Annotated in this window: 18 protein-coding genes and 3 pseudogenes; 8 read left to right on the forward strand and 13 right to left on the reverse strand. The window is 68.9% G+C overall.

Going from position 1 to position 17,965, the window contains the following annotated elements; translation table 11 throughout:
• Positions 1-17 precede the first annotated feature (17 nt).
• Positions 18-197: an MmcQ/YjbR family DNA-binding protein gene (locus tag ABT137_RS33545; RefSeq protein ID WP_351714884.1), complete on the reverse strand. Its 180-nt coding sequence runs from the start codon at positions 195-197 to the stop codon at positions 18-20.
• 199 nt (positions 198-396) lie between these two features.
• Between ABT137_RS33545 and ABT137_RS33550 the strand changes: the two genes are divergently transcribed.
• A complete protein-coding gene (locus ABT137_RS33550; protein WP_502984612.1) occupies positions 397-1,227 on the forward strand; it encodes an L-dopachrome tautomerase-related protein in 831 nt (276 codons plus the stop codon).
• A gap of 576 nt (positions 1,228-1,803) precedes the next feature.
• On the opposite strand, the gene ABT137_RS33555 is transcribed toward ABT137_RS33550, so the two are convergent.
• Positions 1,804-2,121: a hypothetical protein gene (locus tag ABT137_RS33555; protein WP_351714886.1), complete on the reverse strand. Its 318-nt coding sequence runs from the start codon at positions 2,119-2,121 to the stop codon at positions 1,804-1,806.
• Between ABT137_RS33555 and ABT137_RS33560 the strand changes: the two genes are divergently transcribed.
• Positions 2,105-2,341, forward strand: coding sequence for a hypothetical protein (locus tag ABT137_RS33560; RefSeq protein WP_351714887.1), 237 nt, complete (start codon positions 2,105-2,107; stop codon positions 2,339-2,341). The genes ABT137_RS33555 and ABT137_RS33560 overlap by 17 nt on opposite strands.
• A 9-nt stretch (positions 2,342-2,350) precedes the next feature.
• On the opposite strand, the gene ABT137_RS33565 is transcribed toward ABT137_RS33560, so the two are convergent.
• Positions 2,351-3,202, reverse strand: coding sequence for an LLM class flavin-dependent oxidoreductase (locus ABT137_RS33565; protein ID WP_351714888.1), 852 nt, complete (start codon positions 3,200-3,202; stop codon positions 2,351-2,353).
• 41 nt (positions 3,203-3,243) lie between these two features.
• A complete protein-coding gene (locus ABT137_RS33570; RefSeq protein ID WP_351714889.1) occupies positions 3,244-4,176 on the reverse strand; it encodes an alpha/beta hydrolase family protein in 933 nt (310 codons plus the stop codon).
• A 131-nt stretch (positions 4,177-4,307) separates the two neighbouring features.
• Here ABT137_RS33570 and ABT137_RS33575 point away from each other — a divergent pair, with 131 nt between their 5' ends.
• Complete coding sequence (locus ABT137_RS33575; protein ID WP_351714890.1) at positions 4,308-4,919, forward strand: TetR/AcrR family transcriptional regulator; 612 nt, start codon at positions 4,308-4,310, stop codon at positions 4,917-4,919.
• 137 nt (positions 4,920-5,056) lie between these two features.
• Here ABT137_RS33575 and ABT137_RS33580 read toward each other — a convergent pair whose 3' ends face one another.
• The 5 genes and pseudogenes from ABT137_RS33580 to ABT137_RS33600 form a co-directional block, all read right to left on the reverse strand.
• A complete protein-coding gene (locus tag ABT137_RS33580; RefSeq protein ID WP_351714891.1) occupies positions 5,057-6,301 on the reverse strand; it encodes an IS110 family RNA-guided transposase in 1,245 nt (414 codons plus the stop codon).
• Between the two features lie 350 nt (positions 6,302-6,651).
• Positions 6,652-7,490, reverse strand: a pseudogene (locus tag ABT137_RS33585) (IS5 family transposase).
• Positions 7,491-7,592: 102 nt separating this feature from the next.
• A complete protein-coding gene (locus tag ABT137_RS33590) occupies positions 7,593-8,315 on the reverse strand; it encodes a response regulator transcription factor (RefSeq protein WP_351714892.1) in 723 nt (240 codons plus the stop codon).
• Positions 8,312-9,439 carry a sensor histidine kinase gene (locus ABT137_RS33595; RefSeq protein WP_351714893.1) on the reverse strand — a complete coding sequence of 376 codons (1,128 nt, stop codon included), beginning with the start codon at positions 9,437-9,439 and terminating at the stop codon, positions 8,312-8,314. Before ABT137_RS33595 ends, ABT137_RS33590 begins: the two co-directional genes overlap by 4 nt.
• 213 nt (positions 9,440-9,652) lie before the next feature.
• Positions 9,653-10,168 carry a hypothetical protein gene (locus ABT137_RS33600; protein ID WP_351714894.1) on the reverse strand — a complete coding sequence of 172 codons (516 nt, stop codon included), beginning with the start codon at positions 10,166-10,168 and terminating at the stop codon, positions 9,653-9,655.
• A gap of 206 nt (positions 10,169-10,374) precedes the next feature.
• Between ABT137_RS33600 and ABT137_RS33605 the strand changes: the two genes are divergently transcribed.
• Positions 10,375-10,677 (forward strand): NADPH-dependent FMN reductase, encoded by a 303-nt coding sequence (locus tag ABT137_RS33605; RefSeq protein ID WP_351714949.1) that lies wholly within the window; start codon positions 10,375-10,377, stop codon positions 10,675-10,677.
• Between the two features lie 141 nt (positions 10,678-10,818).
• Here ABT137_RS33605 and ABT137_RS33610 read toward each other — a convergent pair.
• Together ABT137_RS33610 and ABT137_RS33615 are read right to left on the reverse strand one after the other, a co-directional pair.
• Positions 10,819-11,003 (reverse strand): annotated as a pseudogene (locus ABT137_RS33610) (IS5/IS1182 family transposase); the annotation flags it as partial.
• Positions 11,004-11,453: 450 nt separating this feature from the next.
• Positions 11,454-11,945 (reverse strand): GNAT family N-acetyltransferase, encoded by a 492-nt coding sequence (locus tag ABT137_RS33615; protein WP_351714895.1) that lies wholly within the window; start codon positions 11,943-11,945, stop codon positions 11,454-11,456.
• Between the two features lie 102 nt (positions 11,946-12,047).
• Between ABT137_RS33615 and ABT137_RS33620 the strand changes: the two genes are divergently transcribed.
• Positions 12,048-12,968, forward strand: a complete 921-nt coding sequence (locus tag ABT137_RS33620; protein ID WP_351714896.1) for a LysR family transcriptional regulator — start codon at positions 12,048-12,050, stop codon at positions 12,966-12,968.
• Positions 12,969-13,568: 600 nt separating this feature from the next.
• On the opposite strand, the gene ABT137_RS33625 is transcribed toward ABT137_RS33620, so the two are convergent.
• Positions 13,569-14,537, reverse strand: a complete 969-nt coding sequence (locus ABT137_RS33625) for an NADP-dependent oxidoreductase (protein WP_351714897.1) — start codon at positions 14,535-14,537, stop codon at positions 13,569-13,571.
• A 79-nt stretch (positions 14,538-14,616) separates the two neighbouring features.
• On the opposite strand from ABT137_RS33625, the gene ABT137_RS33630 reads away from it, so the two are divergent.
• From ABT137_RS33630 to ABT137_RS33640, 3 genes and pseudogenes are all read left to right on the forward strand, one after another.
• Complete coding sequence (locus ABT137_RS33630; protein WP_351714898.1) at positions 14,617-15,204, forward strand: TetR/AcrR family transcriptional regulator; 588 nt, start codon at positions 14,617-14,619, stop codon at positions 15,202-15,204.
• A gap of 278 nt (positions 15,205-15,482) precedes the next feature.
• Positions 15,483-15,746, forward strand: a pseudogene (locus ABT137_RS33635) (SDR family NAD(P)-dependent oxidoreductase); the annotation flags it as partial.
• Between the two features lie 256 nt (positions 15,747-16,002).
• Positions 16,003-16,800: an SPDY domain-containing protein gene (locus ABT137_RS33640; protein WP_351714899.1), complete on the forward strand. Its 798-nt coding sequence runs from the start codon at positions 16,003-16,005 to the stop codon at positions 16,798-16,800.
• A gap of 174 nt (positions 16,801-16,974) precedes the next feature.
• Here ABT137_RS33640 and ABT137_RS33645 read toward each other — a convergent pair whose 3' ends face one another.
• Complete coding sequence (locus ABT137_RS33645; RefSeq protein WP_351714900.1) at positions 16,975-17,871, reverse strand: DUF5655 domain-containing protein; 897 nt, start codon at positions 17,869-17,871, stop codon at positions 16,975-16,977.
• Positions 17,872-17,965 lie beyond the last annotated feature (94 nt).

Genomic DNA, 17,965 nt, shown 5'->3' on the forward strand with positions numbered 1-17,965 from the left:
GCGGGAGCGTTCAGCGTTCACCTGGCGGTCGTGTCCGGGCCAGGGGGCCGCGGCGGACGCTCGCTCCGTGGCAGACCGTCGATGACCAGGTCGTAGGAGTGCTCGACCGCCTCGCTGATCAGCTGCTTCGTGATGCCCCGCCCGGGCCCCAGCGAGATCCAGTGGCGTTTGTCGAGGTAGCGGCCCCGGTTCCTCACTCATCGAGTACGACCCCGCAGGGCTGCCGCCACGCTGGTGCCACAGCGAGGCGGTCGCCGCGGCACCTCTCGATGCTCTGTCGACATCCGGCGAATCGCTCAGTCGGCTGCGGACATCTGGTTGTCAATGGGGGACACCCGGTGAAGCCCCGCGATCGCTGGTTTCACCGGGCCCTCATCATCGGTGCAGAGCGTCGTCGTGGATGGGGCCGACCGGCTGTGGATCCTCGACACCGGAAGCCCGCTGTTCGCCGGGTCCACCTATGGCGGCCCGAAGCTCGTGGCGGTCGACCTGCGCACCGACCGGATCGTGCGGAAGATCCTCTTCCCGCCCGAGGTGGCGCCGCCGAACAGCTACATCAACGACGTGCGCTTCGACCTGCGGCGCGGCGCCGAGGGCATGGCGTTCATCACCGACGCGGACGGCCCCAAAGGCATCATCGTGGTCGACCTCGCCACGGGCCGCTCCTGGCGGCGGCTGGCCGGCCATCCCTCGGTGCTCGCGGACAAGCAGTTCCTTCCGGTCATCGAGGGCGAGCCGTTCATGTTCCGCCCCGCGGACGGCGAGCCCACGTACTACGCGGTCGGCTCCGACGGCATCACTCTCAGCGCCGACGGCACGCGCCTCTACTACGACCCGCTGTGCAGCCGCCGACTGCACAGCGTGTCCACCGACGCCCTCGCCGACCCGGACGCCACGGACGCCGAGGTGGCGGCGACGGTCGAGGACCACGGGTTCAAGCCCATGGCCGACGGCCTGGAGTGCGACGACAAGGGACGGCTCTACGGCGGCGACCTGGAACACAATTCCATCTGGCGCAGAAGCCCGAAGGGAACCTACCGCACCCTCGCCCAGGGCACCGACCTGATGTGGGTCGACACCCTGTCCGTCGCCTCGGACCGGCACCTGTACGCCATCGCCAACCAGGCCAACCGGCAGCCACCCTTCCACAAGGGCGAGGACCTGCGCAGCCAGCCCTATCTCCTGGTCCGCCTGCCGATCGACGCCGGGCCGGTCAGGCTCGCGTGACCTCTCCGGCCCGCGTCGGGCGGCCGCCCGGCCCCAGTCCGCCTCCTGGACCGGGCGGCCTCCCCGATTGGTCCGCAATCCAGGAGCTGTCCGCGTGCCCGGCGGATCCCACCCTCAGACCCGGTCGGTCGTTGACCGGCCGCGGCGGAACAGGGGCATAACGCGCGGCGGGGGCGTGCCCGGCATGGGCTCCGTGTCCAGGTAGAACCACTGAGCCGGGTTCGTTCCCCGGCCGGGGGTGGCGGCTCTGGCCGTCTCGCGTGTCGCCCCAGGTGACCTGGCATTACCCGAGGTTCGGGGTGACTCCATGACCAGCGCGTGACCAACGTCTCCAGAGACTCGGCCGATCTTCCCGACCTCAACCCGGCAGCAGCGCCACGAGCGGCACCTCGTGCCACGCCTCCAGGCAGCTCTCGCGCGTGACGATGCACCACGAGTCCGTCATCCTCCGTCCTTCTCCCCTGCTGTCGGCGGACATCGGCCTGAACCTGCGGACACCCGCTCAGGAGCAGGACCGAGTCCGGTCCTGCTCCTGAGCGTTCCGGGGTCCCGCCGGCAATGGTCCAGGATTGAACTCTAAGGAATGATCTTGACCCTCGCTGGTGGTGGAGGGCTGTCGGTCGCCTGCGACGCCGAAGGGGCGGTGGTCTGTTCGTCGTGTTCGCGCAGCATCCGCATCACAGTCGCCGGTGACGGATGCTGGCCCTTCTTCTTGCCGGTGGTGATGACGAGCCGCTTGGCGATGTCGCGCAGGCTCATCTCCTGGTCGCGCAGGTGGAGGGCCATGGAGAGCATGTGGTCGTCGGTGACGCCCGCGCCGCCGATGGTCTTGCCGCGCTTGCGGGCGGATTCGTGGCCTTCGAGGGTGCGGTCGCGGATGTACTCGCGTTCCACCCTTCAGTTCCCCGGTGAGGAACTCCAGGCCGACGTCGCTGGCCTTCAGTTCCTCGGCGAGCATGGCGAGTTCGATGCCACGGCCGAGCCGCTTGTGTTCGTGGACGACGAGGGTGACGCGCACGCCGGTGGAACGGACCTCTCCGGCGAGCCTGACGACGGCCTCCAACTCGGGGCGCTGGGTGGCGCGGTGGCGCCGCCCTCGCGTTGTGGACCGTGATCCGGTGTATCAGTTCGTGTCGGAGAGGGGGTCGATGATGGTGTCGGCGACCCGGCGTGCGGCCTCGGCCGGGTAGGGCCCGTCGAGTCCGAGGACGATGTGGCTGAACCCGCCGTCGAGCGCCGCGCGGACGACGTGGCGGGTGTCCTGGGGCCGGTCGTAGGAGGCGGGCAGGACGATGGATCGGGTGATCTCAGCCGGGTTGCGGCCGATCTCGGCGCACAGCCGGTCCAGCGTGGCGCTGCGGGCGATCGCCTGCTCGATGCTGCCCCCGGGCATGTTCCAGCGGTCGGCGTGCTCGGCCACCACGCGCAGCGTCGGGGTGGCCTGGCCGCCGATCAGGATCGGCGGGTGGGGTCGCTGGATGGGTTTGGGGCTGCAGAACGCGCCCGTCAGTTGGTGGTGGTCGCCCTGGAAGTCGAACGGTGCGGTTTCGGTCCATAGTCTGCGGATGATCGTGCACGCCTCGGCGAGGCTTCCGACCGCGTGGGCGGCATCGTGGAAGGGAAGGCCGTGAGCTGCGTACTCACGCCGGGCCAGTGGCACGTCGGGCCGAGAGCCCGCGCCGATGCCGAACTCCAGCCGGCCGCCGGAGATGACATCGACAGTGGCGGCGATCTTGGCCAGCATGGCCGGTGGGCGGAACCTGTTGCTGGTGACCATCACCCCGACCCGCAACCGCTCGGTTCGGGCTGCGAGAGCGGACAGCAGTGTCCAGCCCTCGAAGGTGGGCCCGTTCGGGTCGCCGCTGAGCGGCATGAGGTGGTCGAACAGCCAGGCGTGCTCGATCTGCGGGATGCCGTCCGCCTCACGCCAGACCCGCAGGACATCGTCGTAGGCGACCTGAGATGGGGCGGTCATGATCCCGAAACTGGGCCTGCGGGCCGGCGCGAAGGGGGTGGTCACTTCGAGTCGATCCTCCCCAGCGCGTCGACGGCCGCGGCCAGGGACCGGCGGGCGGTAGGCCACGCGTCGTTGTCGAGGCCCAGCGCGGTACGCAGATACGCCAGGGTGACGTGCTGGACGACCGCGACACGCTCGGGGCTTTCGTCGGTGGTCCGCGTGTCGTTGGAACCCAGGATGCCGCCGAGTACGTGTTCCGCGCCGAACAGGGTCAGCAGATCGGTGGCGCCCGAGCTGAGGCGATAGCCGTCGGTGAACCAGTCCGGACCGCGCACCGTCAGCGGGGACTGGTCATGGTCGCCGGCGACGATCAGGCTCGGCGTCTTCAGCTCGGCGAAATCAGGGCTCATGAACGGGAAGTACTGGACGGCGAGCGGGCTCAGGTCGGCGCCGCCGGTACCGGGCAGGCACAGCAGTACCGCCGCCTTCACGCGCGAGTCGCTCATGCTCCCACCGGGAGTGCCGTCGGCGTCGACGACCCGTGCGCCCGCGAGGGTGCTGGCGGTCTGTGCGCCCCACGAGTGTCCGGCGACCGCGATGCGGTCGTGGTCGATGCGGCCGGCCAGTCCGGGCACGCCGGCTTCGATGGTGCCGAGCTGGTCGAGGATCCCGGTCAGGTCGTCGGTCCGGATACGCCAGATGAGCGGGGTGCGCGGGTCGTCGGGGAGCAGGCCCAGCGAGTCGAGATGGGTGGGCTGGACGACGACGAACCCGCGGGCGGCCCAGAAGCCGACCAGCGGTGCGTAATCGTCCATGGTCGCGGCCATGCCGCCCGAGAAGACGACGACGGGCAGGTTGTGGCCGGTCGTCGGCGCTGTGACCCGTACCTGCAGGTCCTGGCCGCGGTCCGGGGCGGCCAGTGCGATCGGCCTGACAGAGATGACCGGGGTGGTGGAGTCGTTGCCGCCGTCGGCGGACGTGGTGTCGCTCATGAGGTGAATGTCTTTCTCGGAGGGGCCCAGTGGCCCGTGCTGCGAGGCGTCTGGCATGATTGGAATACGGAGCGCCGCTCCGCATTACGATACGGAACGTTGCTCCGCTTTGCAAGTGGGAGGTGCTCACGATGTCCACGCCCAACACGCCGCCACCCCCTGCCGGCCGCAAGCGATCCGACGTCCGCCGAAACGAGCAGATACTGCTGGACGCCGCGGCGGCCGTGTTCGTCCGTGCGGGAGTCGACGCTCCCGTGCGGGAGATCGCCGCCGAATCGGGCCTCGGCATGGGCACCATCTACCGCCACTTCCCCACCCGGGCGGAACTGGTGGTCGCCGTCTTCAGGCACCAGGTCGACGCGCTCTCCACCGCCGCGCACACGGCGCCCGCTGCCGATACGCCGTACGAGGTCCTGCGGCTGTGGGTACACCAATTCGCCGACTTCCTGGTCACCAAGCACGGCCTCGCCGAGGCACTGCACTCGGACCAAGCCGGATTCGAGAGCCTGCACAACGAGTTCGTCGAACGCCTGCTGCCCGTGCTCGACCAGCTGCTGAAAGCGTCCGCCGCCGCCGGCTCCACACACGCGGACATCCGCGCCTACGACTTCATGCTCGCCATCGGCAACCTGTGCATCGGAGTCGAAACCTTCCCCGACTACCAGGCCCGCCGCATGATCGACCTGCTGCTCGCCGGCCTGGCACAGACCGCCCCAGCACCGACAGACAGCGAACCGAAATAGCGCCAGCGCTCACGCACGCCCGTGCGAGAACCCTCTAAGCTTGACTCTGACGCGTAAATATCACCAGGTCAGGGTGGGTGTGAACATGACTGTGTGCCCGGTGGCCGCGGAGGACCGCCGGGTGTTCGGGCTGCCGGTTAGGCTGTGTCTTCCCTCGGGTTGAGGGTGACGGTGAAGCCGAGCTGGTTGAGCTGGTTGATCGCCCGGCGGGTGGCGCGTTCGGGGTCACGGCGGGTGAAGTAGTCGCCGCCGAGCTCGTGGTAGGGCACGTTGTCGTTGAGCATGTGCCAGACCGCGGTGATGATCGAGTGCTCGACGGCGACCAGTGCCTTGATCGGGCCGCGGCGGGCGGTCTGCCGCTTGTAGCGTGCCTGCAAAAACGAGTCCTTGGTCCGTGCCGCTCCGAACGCGGCCATCCCCAGTGCTCCTTTCAGGTAGGGGTTGCCGGGCCGGACCCGGGTACTGCGGATCCGGCCGGCCGATTCGTGGTGTCCCGGACACAGCCCGGCCCAGGAGGCCAGGTGCTTGTCCGAGGGGAACCGGTCCATGTCACCCCCGGTCTCGGCCACGATCACTTCCGCCATCGCCCGGTTCACTCCCGGGATCGTGTCCAGCAGGTCCAGCGCCGGACAGAAAGGGGTCATCGCCTCCTCGATGCGGGCCGTCAGCTGCCGGACGGCACCGGACAGGTGGTCGTACTGGTCGAGATAGACGCGGGTCAGGAAGGCGTGGTGTTCGCGGAAACGGCCGGTCAGCGCCTGGCTCAGCTCGGGAATCTTGCTGCGCATGCGGCGCTTGGCCAGGTCGGCGAGGACGCGCGAATCGCGCTGGCCGTCGATCAGGGCCTGGAGCATGGCGCGGCCGGAGACTCCCATGAGGTCGGAGACGACGGCGGAGAGTTTGATGCCGGCGTCCTCCAGCAGTTTCTCCAGGCGCTGTGCGACCTGGGCGCGTTCGCGGGTGAGCTGGCTTCGGGTCCGGGTGAGGTCCCTCAGCTCGCGTACGGGCTGTGGCGGCACGAAGGAGGCCCGCACCAGGCCGTGGGAGCCGAGTTGGGCCAGCCAGGCGGCGTCGGAGACGTCGGTCTTGCGGCCGGGCAGGTTCTTCACCTGACGGGCGTTGACCAGGATGACGTTCAGTTCCTCGGTCAGCAGGTAGTAGAAGGGCTTCCAGTAGTCGCCGGTCGCCTCCATCACCACCAGGGTGACGTCCGCGTCGAGGAGGTGTTCACGCAGGTCGACAATGGCGTTGGTGGTGGCGCCGAAGGTCGTGGTCTGCTGGGTGAACGTCCCTTTGCGTTTGGGGCTGGGGGTGCGTACGCACACCTTGGCGTCCCGCTTGCTGATGTCGATCCCGGCGCAGCGTTCGTGAAGGACATCCATGGCCAGGGCTCCGCTTCTGTTCGGTCCTCGCTTCGCGGTGCCGTTCCGGGAGGGCCAAGGCAGTTCGCAGAATCTGACGCGCGTGCTCATGGCAACACTCCACGGTTCCCGTGGACGGCCCTCAGTACCATGCTGTCGTGCGAGCTCGGAGGCATCACAGAGTCATCGGTCTCGTCCGGAACGGACAGTTCCACTGTCACGACGCAACTGGCCCTGGAACAGGGCGGTCAGGACCGCGCGCGGCGCACGCCGACCCATTTACTGTGCCCCCGGCGCACGGCGAAGCCGCGCTGAGTTGCTGTCGGGGATCTTGGGGATCAGGCTTAGAGCTCGCGCAGATAGGCGTGTGCTCATGGGCGATTCGGGCGATTGTCCCAGCGGGGGTCGTCCAGGCCCGGCGGATCAGGCTACGGATGGTGATGATCGTGTCCGCGAGGTCGAAGAAGGCGTCGATGATCGTGGCTCGGCGTTCGTAGCAGCGGGCGAGCCGATGGAAGGCGTTCTGCCAGGCGTGGGTGCGCTCGACGTGCCACCGCTGGCTGGCCTGTATCGGAGCCTTCTCGCCCCTGTGCGCGATGCGGCCGTGCAGGCGGCGGGCGGCGAGTTCGGTTCGGGTCCTGTCCGAGTCGTAGCCGGCGTCCAGGTGCACGGTGATGTCGTCGGGCAGTGGCCCCAGGTCCTCCAGGCGGTCCAGGGTCGGAGCGAGCAGCGGGGAGTCGTGGCGGTTGGCTCCGGCCAGGGCCCTGCCGAGCGGCATGCCGTAGCCATCCGTCATGCCCGAACGTTTCATGCCTTGTTTGCCGCGATCGACAGGTGAGCACCCGGCGACTTCCCCGCCGCCGGGGGCTTTGGTGATGGAGCCGTCGACGGCGATCTGGTTAAGCAGCAGCCCGACGATCCGGTCGTAGGACTCCAACGCGATCTGTTTCAGGCGGGCGAAGGCGCCAAGCTGGATCCACTCGTCGCGGCGGTTGCGGATGGTGGTGGCCGAGCAGGTGGTGTCGGCGATCGCCTGGTAGGAGCAGCCAAAGCGGAGGAGCTGGAGCAGCTTGTCGAAGATGATCCGGTCGCTGATGCGGCGGCGGTGGCAGCCCAGTGGATGGGTCGGATCGACCATCGGACGCTCGGGCAGCAGTGCCGCGAATTGGTCCCAGAGAGGGTCGGTCAGCCATGATGGCAGGACGGGCACAAATTTCCCCAGTGATCACGAAGCGTCTCAATTCCATGATCACCGAGACCTGTGCCCGGCCTTACTGTGAAAGCTCCCCACGCCGCCTATCTGTGCCGGCTGTTAGTCCCAGGGCTCGACCAGGTTGTTGCGATAGGCGTAGCCGACGGCCTGGGCACGGTCGGCTGCGCCGATCTTGGTGAAGATGCGGTTGATGTGCGTCTTCACCGTGGCCGGGCTGACGACGAGCCGGGCACAGATCTCCGCGTTGGACAGGCCCCGGGCGATGAGGGTGAGTACCTGGGTCTCGCGCGGGGTCAGAACGTCGGAAGGTGCGGGAGTCTGCGGCGTGTGGGCCTGTTCTCGCTGCGCGGCGGGCGGTGCGACCTCCCTGGTCTGCACGGCCGCGACCAGGCGGGCCTGTACCTCGGGATCGAGCCAGATACGGCCGTCGTGGACGCTGCGGATGGCGTCCTCGATCGCGTCGTCGTCGGCGTCCTTGGTGAGATAGCCCCGCGCTCCCGCCTGCAGTGCCGGGAAGACGGAGTCGTCGTCGGCGTAGGTGGTCAGCACGAGTACCTTGCAGCCGGGTACCTGCTCACGCAGTGCCGCAGTGGCCGCGACACCGTTGAGGACCGGCATGTTCAGGTCCATCAGTACTACGTCCGGGGCCAGTTGTCCGGCGAGCAGCACCGCTTCCGCACCGTCACGGGCTGCGCCGACCACCTCGATGCCGTCCAGCATGTCGATCAGCAGGACCAGGCCCTTGCGTACGATCTGCTGATCGTCCGCGACCAGTACTTTGATCTTCTCGCCGTCAGATGCCGTCTCGCCGGGCTCCGTCACGCGGGTATCTCCATCCGTACTTCCCATCCATGCGCTGTCGGCCCCGCGTGCAGGGTGCCGCCGACCCCGGTCACGCGTTCGCGCATGCCGGTCAGCCCCAGGCCGGAGCCTTCGGCCAGTGCCGCCCGGACCGGTCCCGGCCCGGTGCGGCGGTCTTCGACGGTCAGGATCGTGGCCCTGGGCTCATAGACGAGCGCCACCGTGGCCTGCGCGTCGCGTGCGTAGCGGACCGTATTGGTCAACGCCTCCTGCACACCGCGGTACAGGGCTTCACCGACGTCGGGCCGCAGCTCCCGGTGCGGCCCGATCACGGACAGCGTCACGTCGAGCTCCAGGTCCACCCGATAGCGTTCGACCAGTTCGGGCAGCCGCTCGAGAGAGGGCACCCGCTCGCCGCGCAGCGCCCGCACAGCCCGGCGCGCATCGGCCACCCCCTCCTTGACCAGCTCACCGGCCCGGTCCAGCAGCCCCCGCAGATCCCCGCTCGCCTGGTCGCGCCGGGCCATCCGCCGGGCGGCCTGTATCTGCACGGCCAGTCCGGACAGGGTATGGGCGAGCACGTCGTGCAGATCCTGGGCGATACGGGTGCGTTCGGCCAGCGCCGCCGCCTCGGTCTCCGCCTCCCGGGCGTCCTCGAGCTGGGCCAGCAGCACGGTGACGGCCACCTCGTTGATGATCGACTGCCGCACCACGATGCCCACCACGGCCAGGAGGACGCCGAACAGGACCTGGTGCAGGAAGTTGTCGGTACCGCCGTCCAACCCGGCGGCAGCCGCGCCGGTCAGAGCGCCCATGACGACGACCGCGAGCACGGTGGCCGCCCGTCGCTCCAGGATGAGGAAGGCCGTCAGGACCACGACGGACGGTGGCAGGGTGGACATCGAGCCGGGCTGCAGGATGCCCAGAGCAAACCCGAAGCCGGCCACCAGCACGCAGAACACCAGGCAGCGGGCAGGACGACCGGTGAGGGGCCACAGGTTCGACGCGGCCGCGGCCATGGGCAGCAGACAGCCGACGAGCACCAGGGTGACTGCCAGGTGCCTGCCTCTGACGCCGGGGGCGGGGGAGGCGTGCAGGGACTGGACGGCGATGGCGGCCATGACCCCCCACAACACGGGCTGCATACGCCGGCCCCTGCCTTCGCGTCGCTCCCGGGCACTGGCGAGAGCCACCGCCAGCCGTGGACTGACCGGGCCCGTCGGCTGAAGTATGTCCGTCACTTCTGAAGAATAGATCCACGCTGCACCGCTGATCGCAAAGCCCGGCCCGGGCCCGCGAACGCGGAACCGGGCCAGGGCGGAGTGTGTTGCCAGCGGTGATCCGCCGGGTGCCACGCTTCAGGCCACGGCGGGGGCGACAAGGGGGGAGGTAAGCCGGTAGGCCCGGACGCGCACCACCACCAGGCGGCACACCACCTGAGTGACGGACATCAGCAGCAGCGCGGCGGTCCAGGCGGCGGCGCCGGTGATCAGGTTGTCGCGGCTGAACTGCGCAATGGTGTGAGCGCCGCTGTGCTCGGCCCAGTACACGAAGGTCGAGCGCGCACCCATGCCCAGCACCCACAGAAGGGCGGCCAGCCACCCGGCTTTGGAGTACGCGGCGCCGTCCTCGGTCAGGCTGACGCGGGTGGCCAGTCCACTGGCCAGTCCGAGCACTATGCCCATCGTGACGCCGAAGAGGTCCAGCTGGACGTCGTGGCCCTCGGTCGGGAAGGAATGAAGATAGTGCGCGGCCGCGGCGCTGACGGACACCAGCGGCAGCAGGAGCGTGCGGGGCGTCAGACGGCCGCCGCGCATCTGCGGAATCACCAGGAGGATCAGGGCGGCGGAGATGAGGTAGTCAGTCGTCGTCATGGGGAAGAGCTTGCCGCCCTCGGCGCCGCACGGCCTCGGCCCGCGGGTTGACTCCTGGTTTGATACCTGGCGTCAACCCACGGGTTGACGCACCAGACCGCCCGGGTTACGTCAGCCCGTGGCCGAGCAAGTTGAGCCCGCGGGCCGGGCCGTCCGCCCGTGGCACCGGCACCGGGAGCCGTCCCCGTGGCCGTACCGTCCCCGCGATCACCCGTCCGGAGTCGCGCAGTTCGGCCTCTGGACCCTACGCGGAGTGGCGCGACAAGCTCGCCGCCGTCGCCAGTTACGGCACCCGCGGCGGCAACCGGGCCGTCGCCCAGCTGCGCGGTGTGCTCCAAGGGCTGCACATGCGCATCATCGACCAGAACCTCGAGCTGGTCGTCACCGACGCCGACGTCGACGAGGACGAGCAACTCACGGACGTCGCCGCCACCTTGCAGCCGTTCACCGGGCAGGTACGACCGGTGGACGCCCAGCTGACCGAGCTCCTCACCGACGACCAGCAGTAATCGGCGATCAGCAGCCGCCTGGCGCCAGTCGGGCAGAGCCCGGATGCGTCGGCCTCGATCCGGGCTCAGGGTGGCCGGTCCGATGCCGTCCATCAGGAGGTTCAGCAGGCGGCCGGCCTGAGCTTCGCGCTCGGGTCGGGGGGCCACGGTGAAGAAAGAACAGCCGAAGCGTAGTAACTGCAGCATCTTGTCGAAGATGATCCGGTCGCCAATGCGCGGCGGTGGCAGCCGAGCGGATGGTGCGGGTGGAACTCGGGCCGCTCGGGCAGCAGCGCCTGGAATTGGTCCCAGAGTGGTTCGGTCAGCCATGAGGGCAGCGTGGGCACGGGTCTCCCAGTGATCACAGAGCGCCGCCACTCCATGATCACCAGATCTTTAAGTCACGACTTGTGGGTGGATCAGTGGTCGGCTGGAGGGGTGGGCCGGTGGCGCCGGGCCATCGGGGCAGTGGCGGCTGAGGCCGTCCCACTCGATCCGAACGGGCACGGCGTACGGAAGAGGAGTCCCCAGACCAGGGCGCACGGCCACCGCGCGGCGGGAGGCCATGGGCCGGGCCGCGCACGTGACGGGGGAGTTCATCCTCTACCGCGGCCACTCAGGGCCCTTCAGCGGGCTCGTATCCAGTGCAGTCGGCCCGTGCGGGGTGTCGTCGAGGTAGCCGCCCAGATGGTCCGGCCACGACTTGGCACAGGTATCGCGTGCTGCGGGCGGCGGGGAACCGACGTGCTGGTGAAGACAGCCGTGGCGAGGCAGTTTCCGGGCGCCGGGCCGGGGCGTCATTTCAGTTCCATGAGGGTGTCGGCGCGGGCGTAATAGTCGGCCACCGGGAGACAGTTGCGGGTGATCCTGACAAACCCGGCTTCCTCGTAGAGGTGGATGGCGGGAGCCAGCTTGCTGTTCGTGCCGAGGAACAGCCGGGTCCCACCGAGTGCCTGGGCGCGGTCGATCGCTGCGGCTACGAGTTGGCGGCCGATGCCGCGTCCCTGCGCGGCGGGGGCCACGGCCATCTTCGCCAGTTCGAACACGGCGTCCGGGTAGGCCAGCAGTGCGACGCACCCGACGGCGGTGCCGCTGCCCGGCTCGCGCGCCAGGAGCACGTCGCCGCCTGGGCCCACGATGCGGCCGAACGGATCTCCGAGAACCGCCCGGTCCTCTTCCTGCAGCGTGAACAGGCGCGAGATCCACTCCTCATTCAACGCGCGGAACGCGTCGGCATCACACTGTGAGGCGATCGAGGAGACCACGGTCGGGGCAGAGGTGTGCGGCATGAGGCGGGTTTCCTTTCCGGTGCAGCTTCCCGTTAGCAGCCTCCGGTCCCACTCACTCATATGTCCAATACAAGCGATAGCCTCTATCGATAAGTTTGAACTATGGATCAGCGAATCGAGCTCCGCCATCTGCGGTACTTTCTGGCTGTGGCTGAGGAACTCCACTTCGGCCGTGCCGCCCAGCGGCTGAACATTGCCCAGCCAGCCCTGTCCCAGCAGATCAGGCAGCTCGAGAAGATTGTCGGTGTTGAGCTGTTCCGGCGTACCTCCCGAAGCGTCCGCCTCACAGAGGCAGGAGCGACGTTCCAGCCACGGGCGAGGGACCTTCTGGGCCGTCTGGCGGCAGACCTCGACGAGGCCGGCCGTGTCGGGCGCGGCGAGGCCGGCCGCCTGGATGTCGCCTTCATCACCTCCGCCACCGCGATCGTCAGCGAACAGCTCCGTGAATTCTCCCGCCGCCGCCCAGACGTCCAGATCAAGCTGCACGACGGCTTCACCTTCGACGTCCTGGCGGCCCTGGAGCGGGGCACAGCCGACATCGGGATCGTGCGGGATGCTGAGGAACGAGACGACATCGCCCTTTCCCTGCTGACGACGGAACGGTTTGTCGCCGTCATCCCCACAGAACACCCCGCCGCAAGCAGCGACCATGCGGAAGCAACGGCGCTGGCCACTGACCCGCTGATCCTGTTCCCACGTACAGCAGGAGCTCAAGCGTTCGACGTGAACACACAGCCATTGCGGGACGCCGGCATCGACGTCCAGGTCGCGCAAGAGTGCTCGAACTGGCACACCATCATCATGTTCGTCGCCGCCGGCCTTGGCGTCACCATCGCCCCATACAGCGTCACGACGCTGCTCCCCGCAGGCGCCCAACGTCTCGAACTCGACGGGCCTCCCACAGCGAGCCGGATCTTCATGGCCACCCGCCGAGGAGACAACCGTCCCCTCGTGCAAGCCTTCATCGCAGCATCTGAGTCCGTGACAGGTCGTGGCCACGACCGGACCACGAGAACACGTTGACCTGCTGAGCGAGCACCTCCAAGTGCAGGGCCATTGAAGGCGAACCGTGCGTAGCCTTATCCGCCGCACCTGGAGCACCCATGCTGGGATAACAGCCCAAGCCGACCACCGTGAACCGCCCCCATCCGCGCAACTTCTAAGCCGGTCGGGGGCAGGGCCGTCGGCACCGGAGTGGGAGCTGTTCGACGGACCGTGCGCGGCGACGGGCCCCGTAGGCACTGAAAACCGAACTACTCGGTGGTCCCGGCGGAGCCCTTCGGCAAGTCGGGCGGTCAGGCGGCCTGACCGAGGCCGGCAACCGGCCCGGACGCGGGGGTTGATACTGGTGGGCTCGCGACACCGAGCCGGGGCAGCCTCTCACCCAGCCGGGGCCGCGCCGACGGACGCCATGTCGTCCCCCGTGGGATGGCGCCGGGGCCGACGGTGCGGGATGCAGCCTGCGGTTGGCAGGTCGCGCGGAGCGCGTGCCGCCTGGCGGTGAGCGGAGCGAGCCGGTCGACCAATTCGTCGGTTCCCGCGCTGTGCGGCCCGGCTGCAGGAACCGGATCTCAGGCGGCGTCTGCGTACGGCGTCACCCGATCTCGAGTCCGGCACGGGCTGTCAGGGCTGGCGCTGGAGGTCGATAACGACCTTGCCGCGGACGTGTCGGGCTGCCTGGAGCTCGACGGCCGTGCGGATGTCCTCGACAGGGTAGGTCGCTGCAAGGGGTACACGCAGGCGGCCTGCCGCGACAAGGCGCGCGATGTTCTCAAGAGCGTCGGGCGCAACGTTGGCGCCGTTGGCAGCAGGAACGCCGTCGACCTGGCCCGCGATGGTGCAGATGCGGTCATCTGGGACTCCCAGCTCGCGCGCGACGTGCACCGTGTCCGTGCCGTGCAGGTCCAGGGCTGCGGTGACGGCGCCCGCACCGAGGTCGCGGACCCTGTCGGCCAGGCCCTCGCCGTACGCGATCGGTTCGGCCCCGAGACTTCGCAAGTACTCCGCTGACGACGGCGAGCCGGTCCCGATGACGCGCGCACCCGCGATCCGCGCCAGCTGGACTGCGAACACGCCGACCCCGCCGCCCGCGCCGCCGACCAGCACCGTGTCGCCTGGACCGAGGCCAAGGACGTCGAGTGCGGCGGACGCGGTGCTGCCCGCGATCGCAAGCGCGGCGGCGGTACGGTCGTCGACGCCGTCCGGGGTGTGGTGGGCGATGCCGCTGGCGATGTTCCCGTCCGCGTCGAGGACGACATGGTCGGCGACCGCCCGGGACAGGGCCGCCCCGAACACGCGGTCACCGATCACGTAGCCGCTCACGCCGGCACCGACCTGGTCCACGGCTCCGGCGTAGTCGGTCCCGAACCCGCAGGGCAGGCTCAGGCCGAACCGTGCCGCGGTCTCCGCGTCGGCGGTCATGAACCAGTCCATCGGGTTCAACCCGGCCGCCGTCACCCGCACGCGGATCTGTCCATCGCCCGCCTGGGGTTCAGGCACGTCCTTGAGGGCCAGGACCTCCGGGCCGCCGAACGAGTCGAGCAGAACGGCCCTGCTCGCGCCGTCTCGAAGGGCGTCGCCATATTGCTGCATGTCCTACTCGTTTCCTTGTGTTCGTGGAGCCACCCCAAACGGACTATGCTCCGCTTATGGAATCCAGCATAACCGGAGCGTGATCCGTTTGACGAGTTCGAAGCCGCGGGCGACGAGGGCCGACGCCGCCCGCAACCGCGATCAGCTGCTTGAGGTCGCGACACGCGTGCTCGCCTCGCCCGACGGCGAGACATCCCTGCGAGCTATCGCCCGCGAGGCCGGTGTGGGTATCGGAACGCTCTACCGCCACTTCCCTACGCGCGAGTCCCTTGTGGAGGCCGTCTACCGCGACCAAGTCGGCCGCCTCACGAACGGCGCTCGGGGCTTGCTCGCCAGCGAGGCTCCGGCCGTTGCGATGCGACGCTGGATGGACCTCTTCGGTGACTGGGTCGCGACGAAGAACGGCATGCTCGACACCCTGCCGGCCCTGATCGAGTCGGGCGCTGTCGGCCACGCCCAAACCAGGGACGAGCTCCTGAATGCGATATCGGCGATCCTCGACGCGGGCCGCGCAGCCGGAGACCTGCGGCCCGACGTCACTGCCGAAGAGATCGCAGCCGGCCTGATCGGGATCTTCACCGTCGCGCACCAGTCTGGCCACGTGGTCACAGCCGATCGCCTCCTGGACATCCTGCTGGATGGCCTTCGACCGCAGAGGCACCCGTGAGGACCAGCCGAACGACGGCGGCTGCCAGGGCTGAGCCATACGGGCTCTGTCTCTTGCCAGGCCCCTGTCCTGTCGGCACACCCCTCGACCACTTGGGTATTCCGCAAGTCTCAACAGCCGCACTTGCCAGTACACCTGACCAGCGAAGACCTGGAGAACGTCCTCCAGCACGTCTGGGTCACCGGCCCCGGCACCGCCCAACCCGGCGAACTCCTTGCCGGCGACACCACCCCGCTCACCCGCGAGCAGCAGGACTCGTCACGGGCGCCGGAAGCGGCATCGGCCGGGCGACGGCGATCGAACTGGCCCGGCAGGGCGCCGCCGTCACGGTCACGGACATCGACGAGGCCACCGCCGCCGAGACCACCGAATTGATCAGGAAGGACGGCGGACAGGCCCAGGCCCTCCCCGTCGACATCGCCGACGAGGACGCGGTACGCACAGCCGTCGAGCGTACGGTCGAGACATACGGCGGCCTCGACTTCGCCGTGAACAACGCCGGCCTGGACTCGCACCACCGCAGGCTCGACCAGATGACCGCGGAGTGCCGCTGCGGCGCCTACAACGGCATCGTCTCGGCGATCAAGGAGGTCGCGAAGTGAAAGTCGTTCTCCTACCTCAGCGCTCCCGACACGGCCACGGTGCTGCGCACGATCGCGGACAGGTCGGCGTGAAGGTACTGTCCGGCGCTCGTGCCGGTTGTGGACGACTGCCCGGGGTGTAGACCGTCTGTCAGCGTGCGACATCGAGGTGAGCGAAGACGAGCCGGGCCCGCAGGAGCGACCTGGCGTGCCGTGCGTGCGGGCGGAGCATGATGAGGATCCGCCACAACACACGCCACACTTCGCCGACTGCAGAACGGGCCTTCGATGTCTCCTGTGGTCCTGCGCAACCCTCGACGGGAGGACAAGGAACAGGGCATTGGGCCAGTGGCGCAGACCAACGGCACTTCAACACGCAGAACTTGACAGGGAACGCACCTGGTCCGACCACACCACCCACGCCATCCACGAGGACCAGACCCTTCGGATCGAGCGGGTGCACGAAGCCGGCCCCCGCGACACCGCCTGGACCGTGGCCGCCTACGAGACACCCGTCTCCGAGCGCATGTGGCAACTCACCGCGACCGGAACCACACCCGAACCCGTACTCCAGACCCTGCTCACCCATCTCGCCGACGGCGACGCCTCGGACACCGCCCTCGGCAGCCCCATCACCGACAAGACCGTCACCGCCGCCACCAAACCCCTCACGGACGCCGGCTGGACGCACACCGTCGACGGACGCTGGATCCGGTGGACGAATCCCTCCGAGGACGCCGGAGTACAGTTCGACGCCTTCGCCGCCCAGAACCCCAACAGCCCCCTCGACACCTGGACCATCTGGGCCGGCACCGACGTCAACAACACCACCTGGGCCATCCGGGCCTCCGTCTACACCCCGGCCGCTCTCCTCGCTGACCTCACCGAGGAACTCGCCCACGGAACCGGCACACGCCAGGTCCAGCCAGGCCGCGAGCCCAGGACCCGTCTCGCCACCAGTGCGCCGGCGACTCCGGCGGTCACGACCGGCCATCCCGCCAGCCGATCACGCTGATCATCGGCTCGCACGAGCGGGGCAACATAGCGCTGGATCGCCGGTTGGCCAAACCGGCGATCCCGCGGACCATAGATAGTCCACCGCCATCACCTGCCCGGACGTCGAAAGGCACCGCCCACGACCGACCCGACTCGAAGCGCAATCCACCAGGTGCCGTGCAGCGGCAGCCGTTCACGCCGCCGCGTAGCTCGCCCGGAACAGATCCTGGGCCCGCTCCACGTCCCTCGGCGTACGGAGCTGGACCTCCAGGTCGCCCGTCCCGTGGTGACCGAGACCGGACACGTCCCGGGTGAAACCCGGAACGAGGTCGACGTCCTTCGGGTCGACCTTCAGGTAGACCAGCAGCTTGCTCCGCTGCGGCGGGCACAGGCAGGCAAAATTCCGCAGCCGCTGATACGCCCGGTACTGCTTGCGCTCCACCCAGTTCACACCGTCCCCGAGCCCGAGCAGCACCTCGTCGACCGCACCCGCCAACTCCATCATCGCCGCGCCCTGGACACCGGCCGCTGCCTGGGCAACAGACCGGCGCCGCGCCCGGCGAGCCACCTGTATGCCGCCGCTCACGCAGGCCACGGTCTCAAGGCCGAGCAGGTCGCTGCCGAAGAGCCGGTAGCGGACCAGGTCGATCGAGCGCCGGTGCTCACGCACGGCGTGCACGTCGTAGCGGGTGAAGTCGCCGGCTATGCAGATCAGGCGCGGACCGCTCCACAGGACCTGGGACGCGGCCGTCACCCCGAGCCGGTCGCGGACCAGGTGCTCGAACTCAGCACAGTGGTCCATCAGCCAGGCCAGGTAGAACAGGCCCTGATTGATCACGCCGGCATCCGTGCCGCGCTTGTACTCGACGATGACCGGCGAGCCGTTCTCGTCCAGCCCGAGCGAGTCGATCCGGCCCCCGTGTACCGGCCCGGTGCCGTACTCGCTCGCCAGGAAGCGGACCCCCAGCAGCGTCTCCATGTGTGCTTCGACGAGACCCTGCACATCGGCCTCAATCTCAGCAAGACGCGGCATGACCTCGGTCATGCCTCTGCTCGTCGTGTCCGTGCGGAACAATTTCAGGCCCGACACCTTCCCCTCCTCGGCTCGGAGTTCATCAACGCCGAGGAGGTGCGGGATTGTTTCCGCACGTGGCTTCGGGGGAGTGAAGATAGTGTGAGCCTCC

The organism is Streptomyces sp. NPDC001980, assembly GCF_040296885.1.
GTDB lineage: Bacteria > Actinomycetota > Actinomycetes > Streptomycetales > Streptomycetaceae > Streptomyces.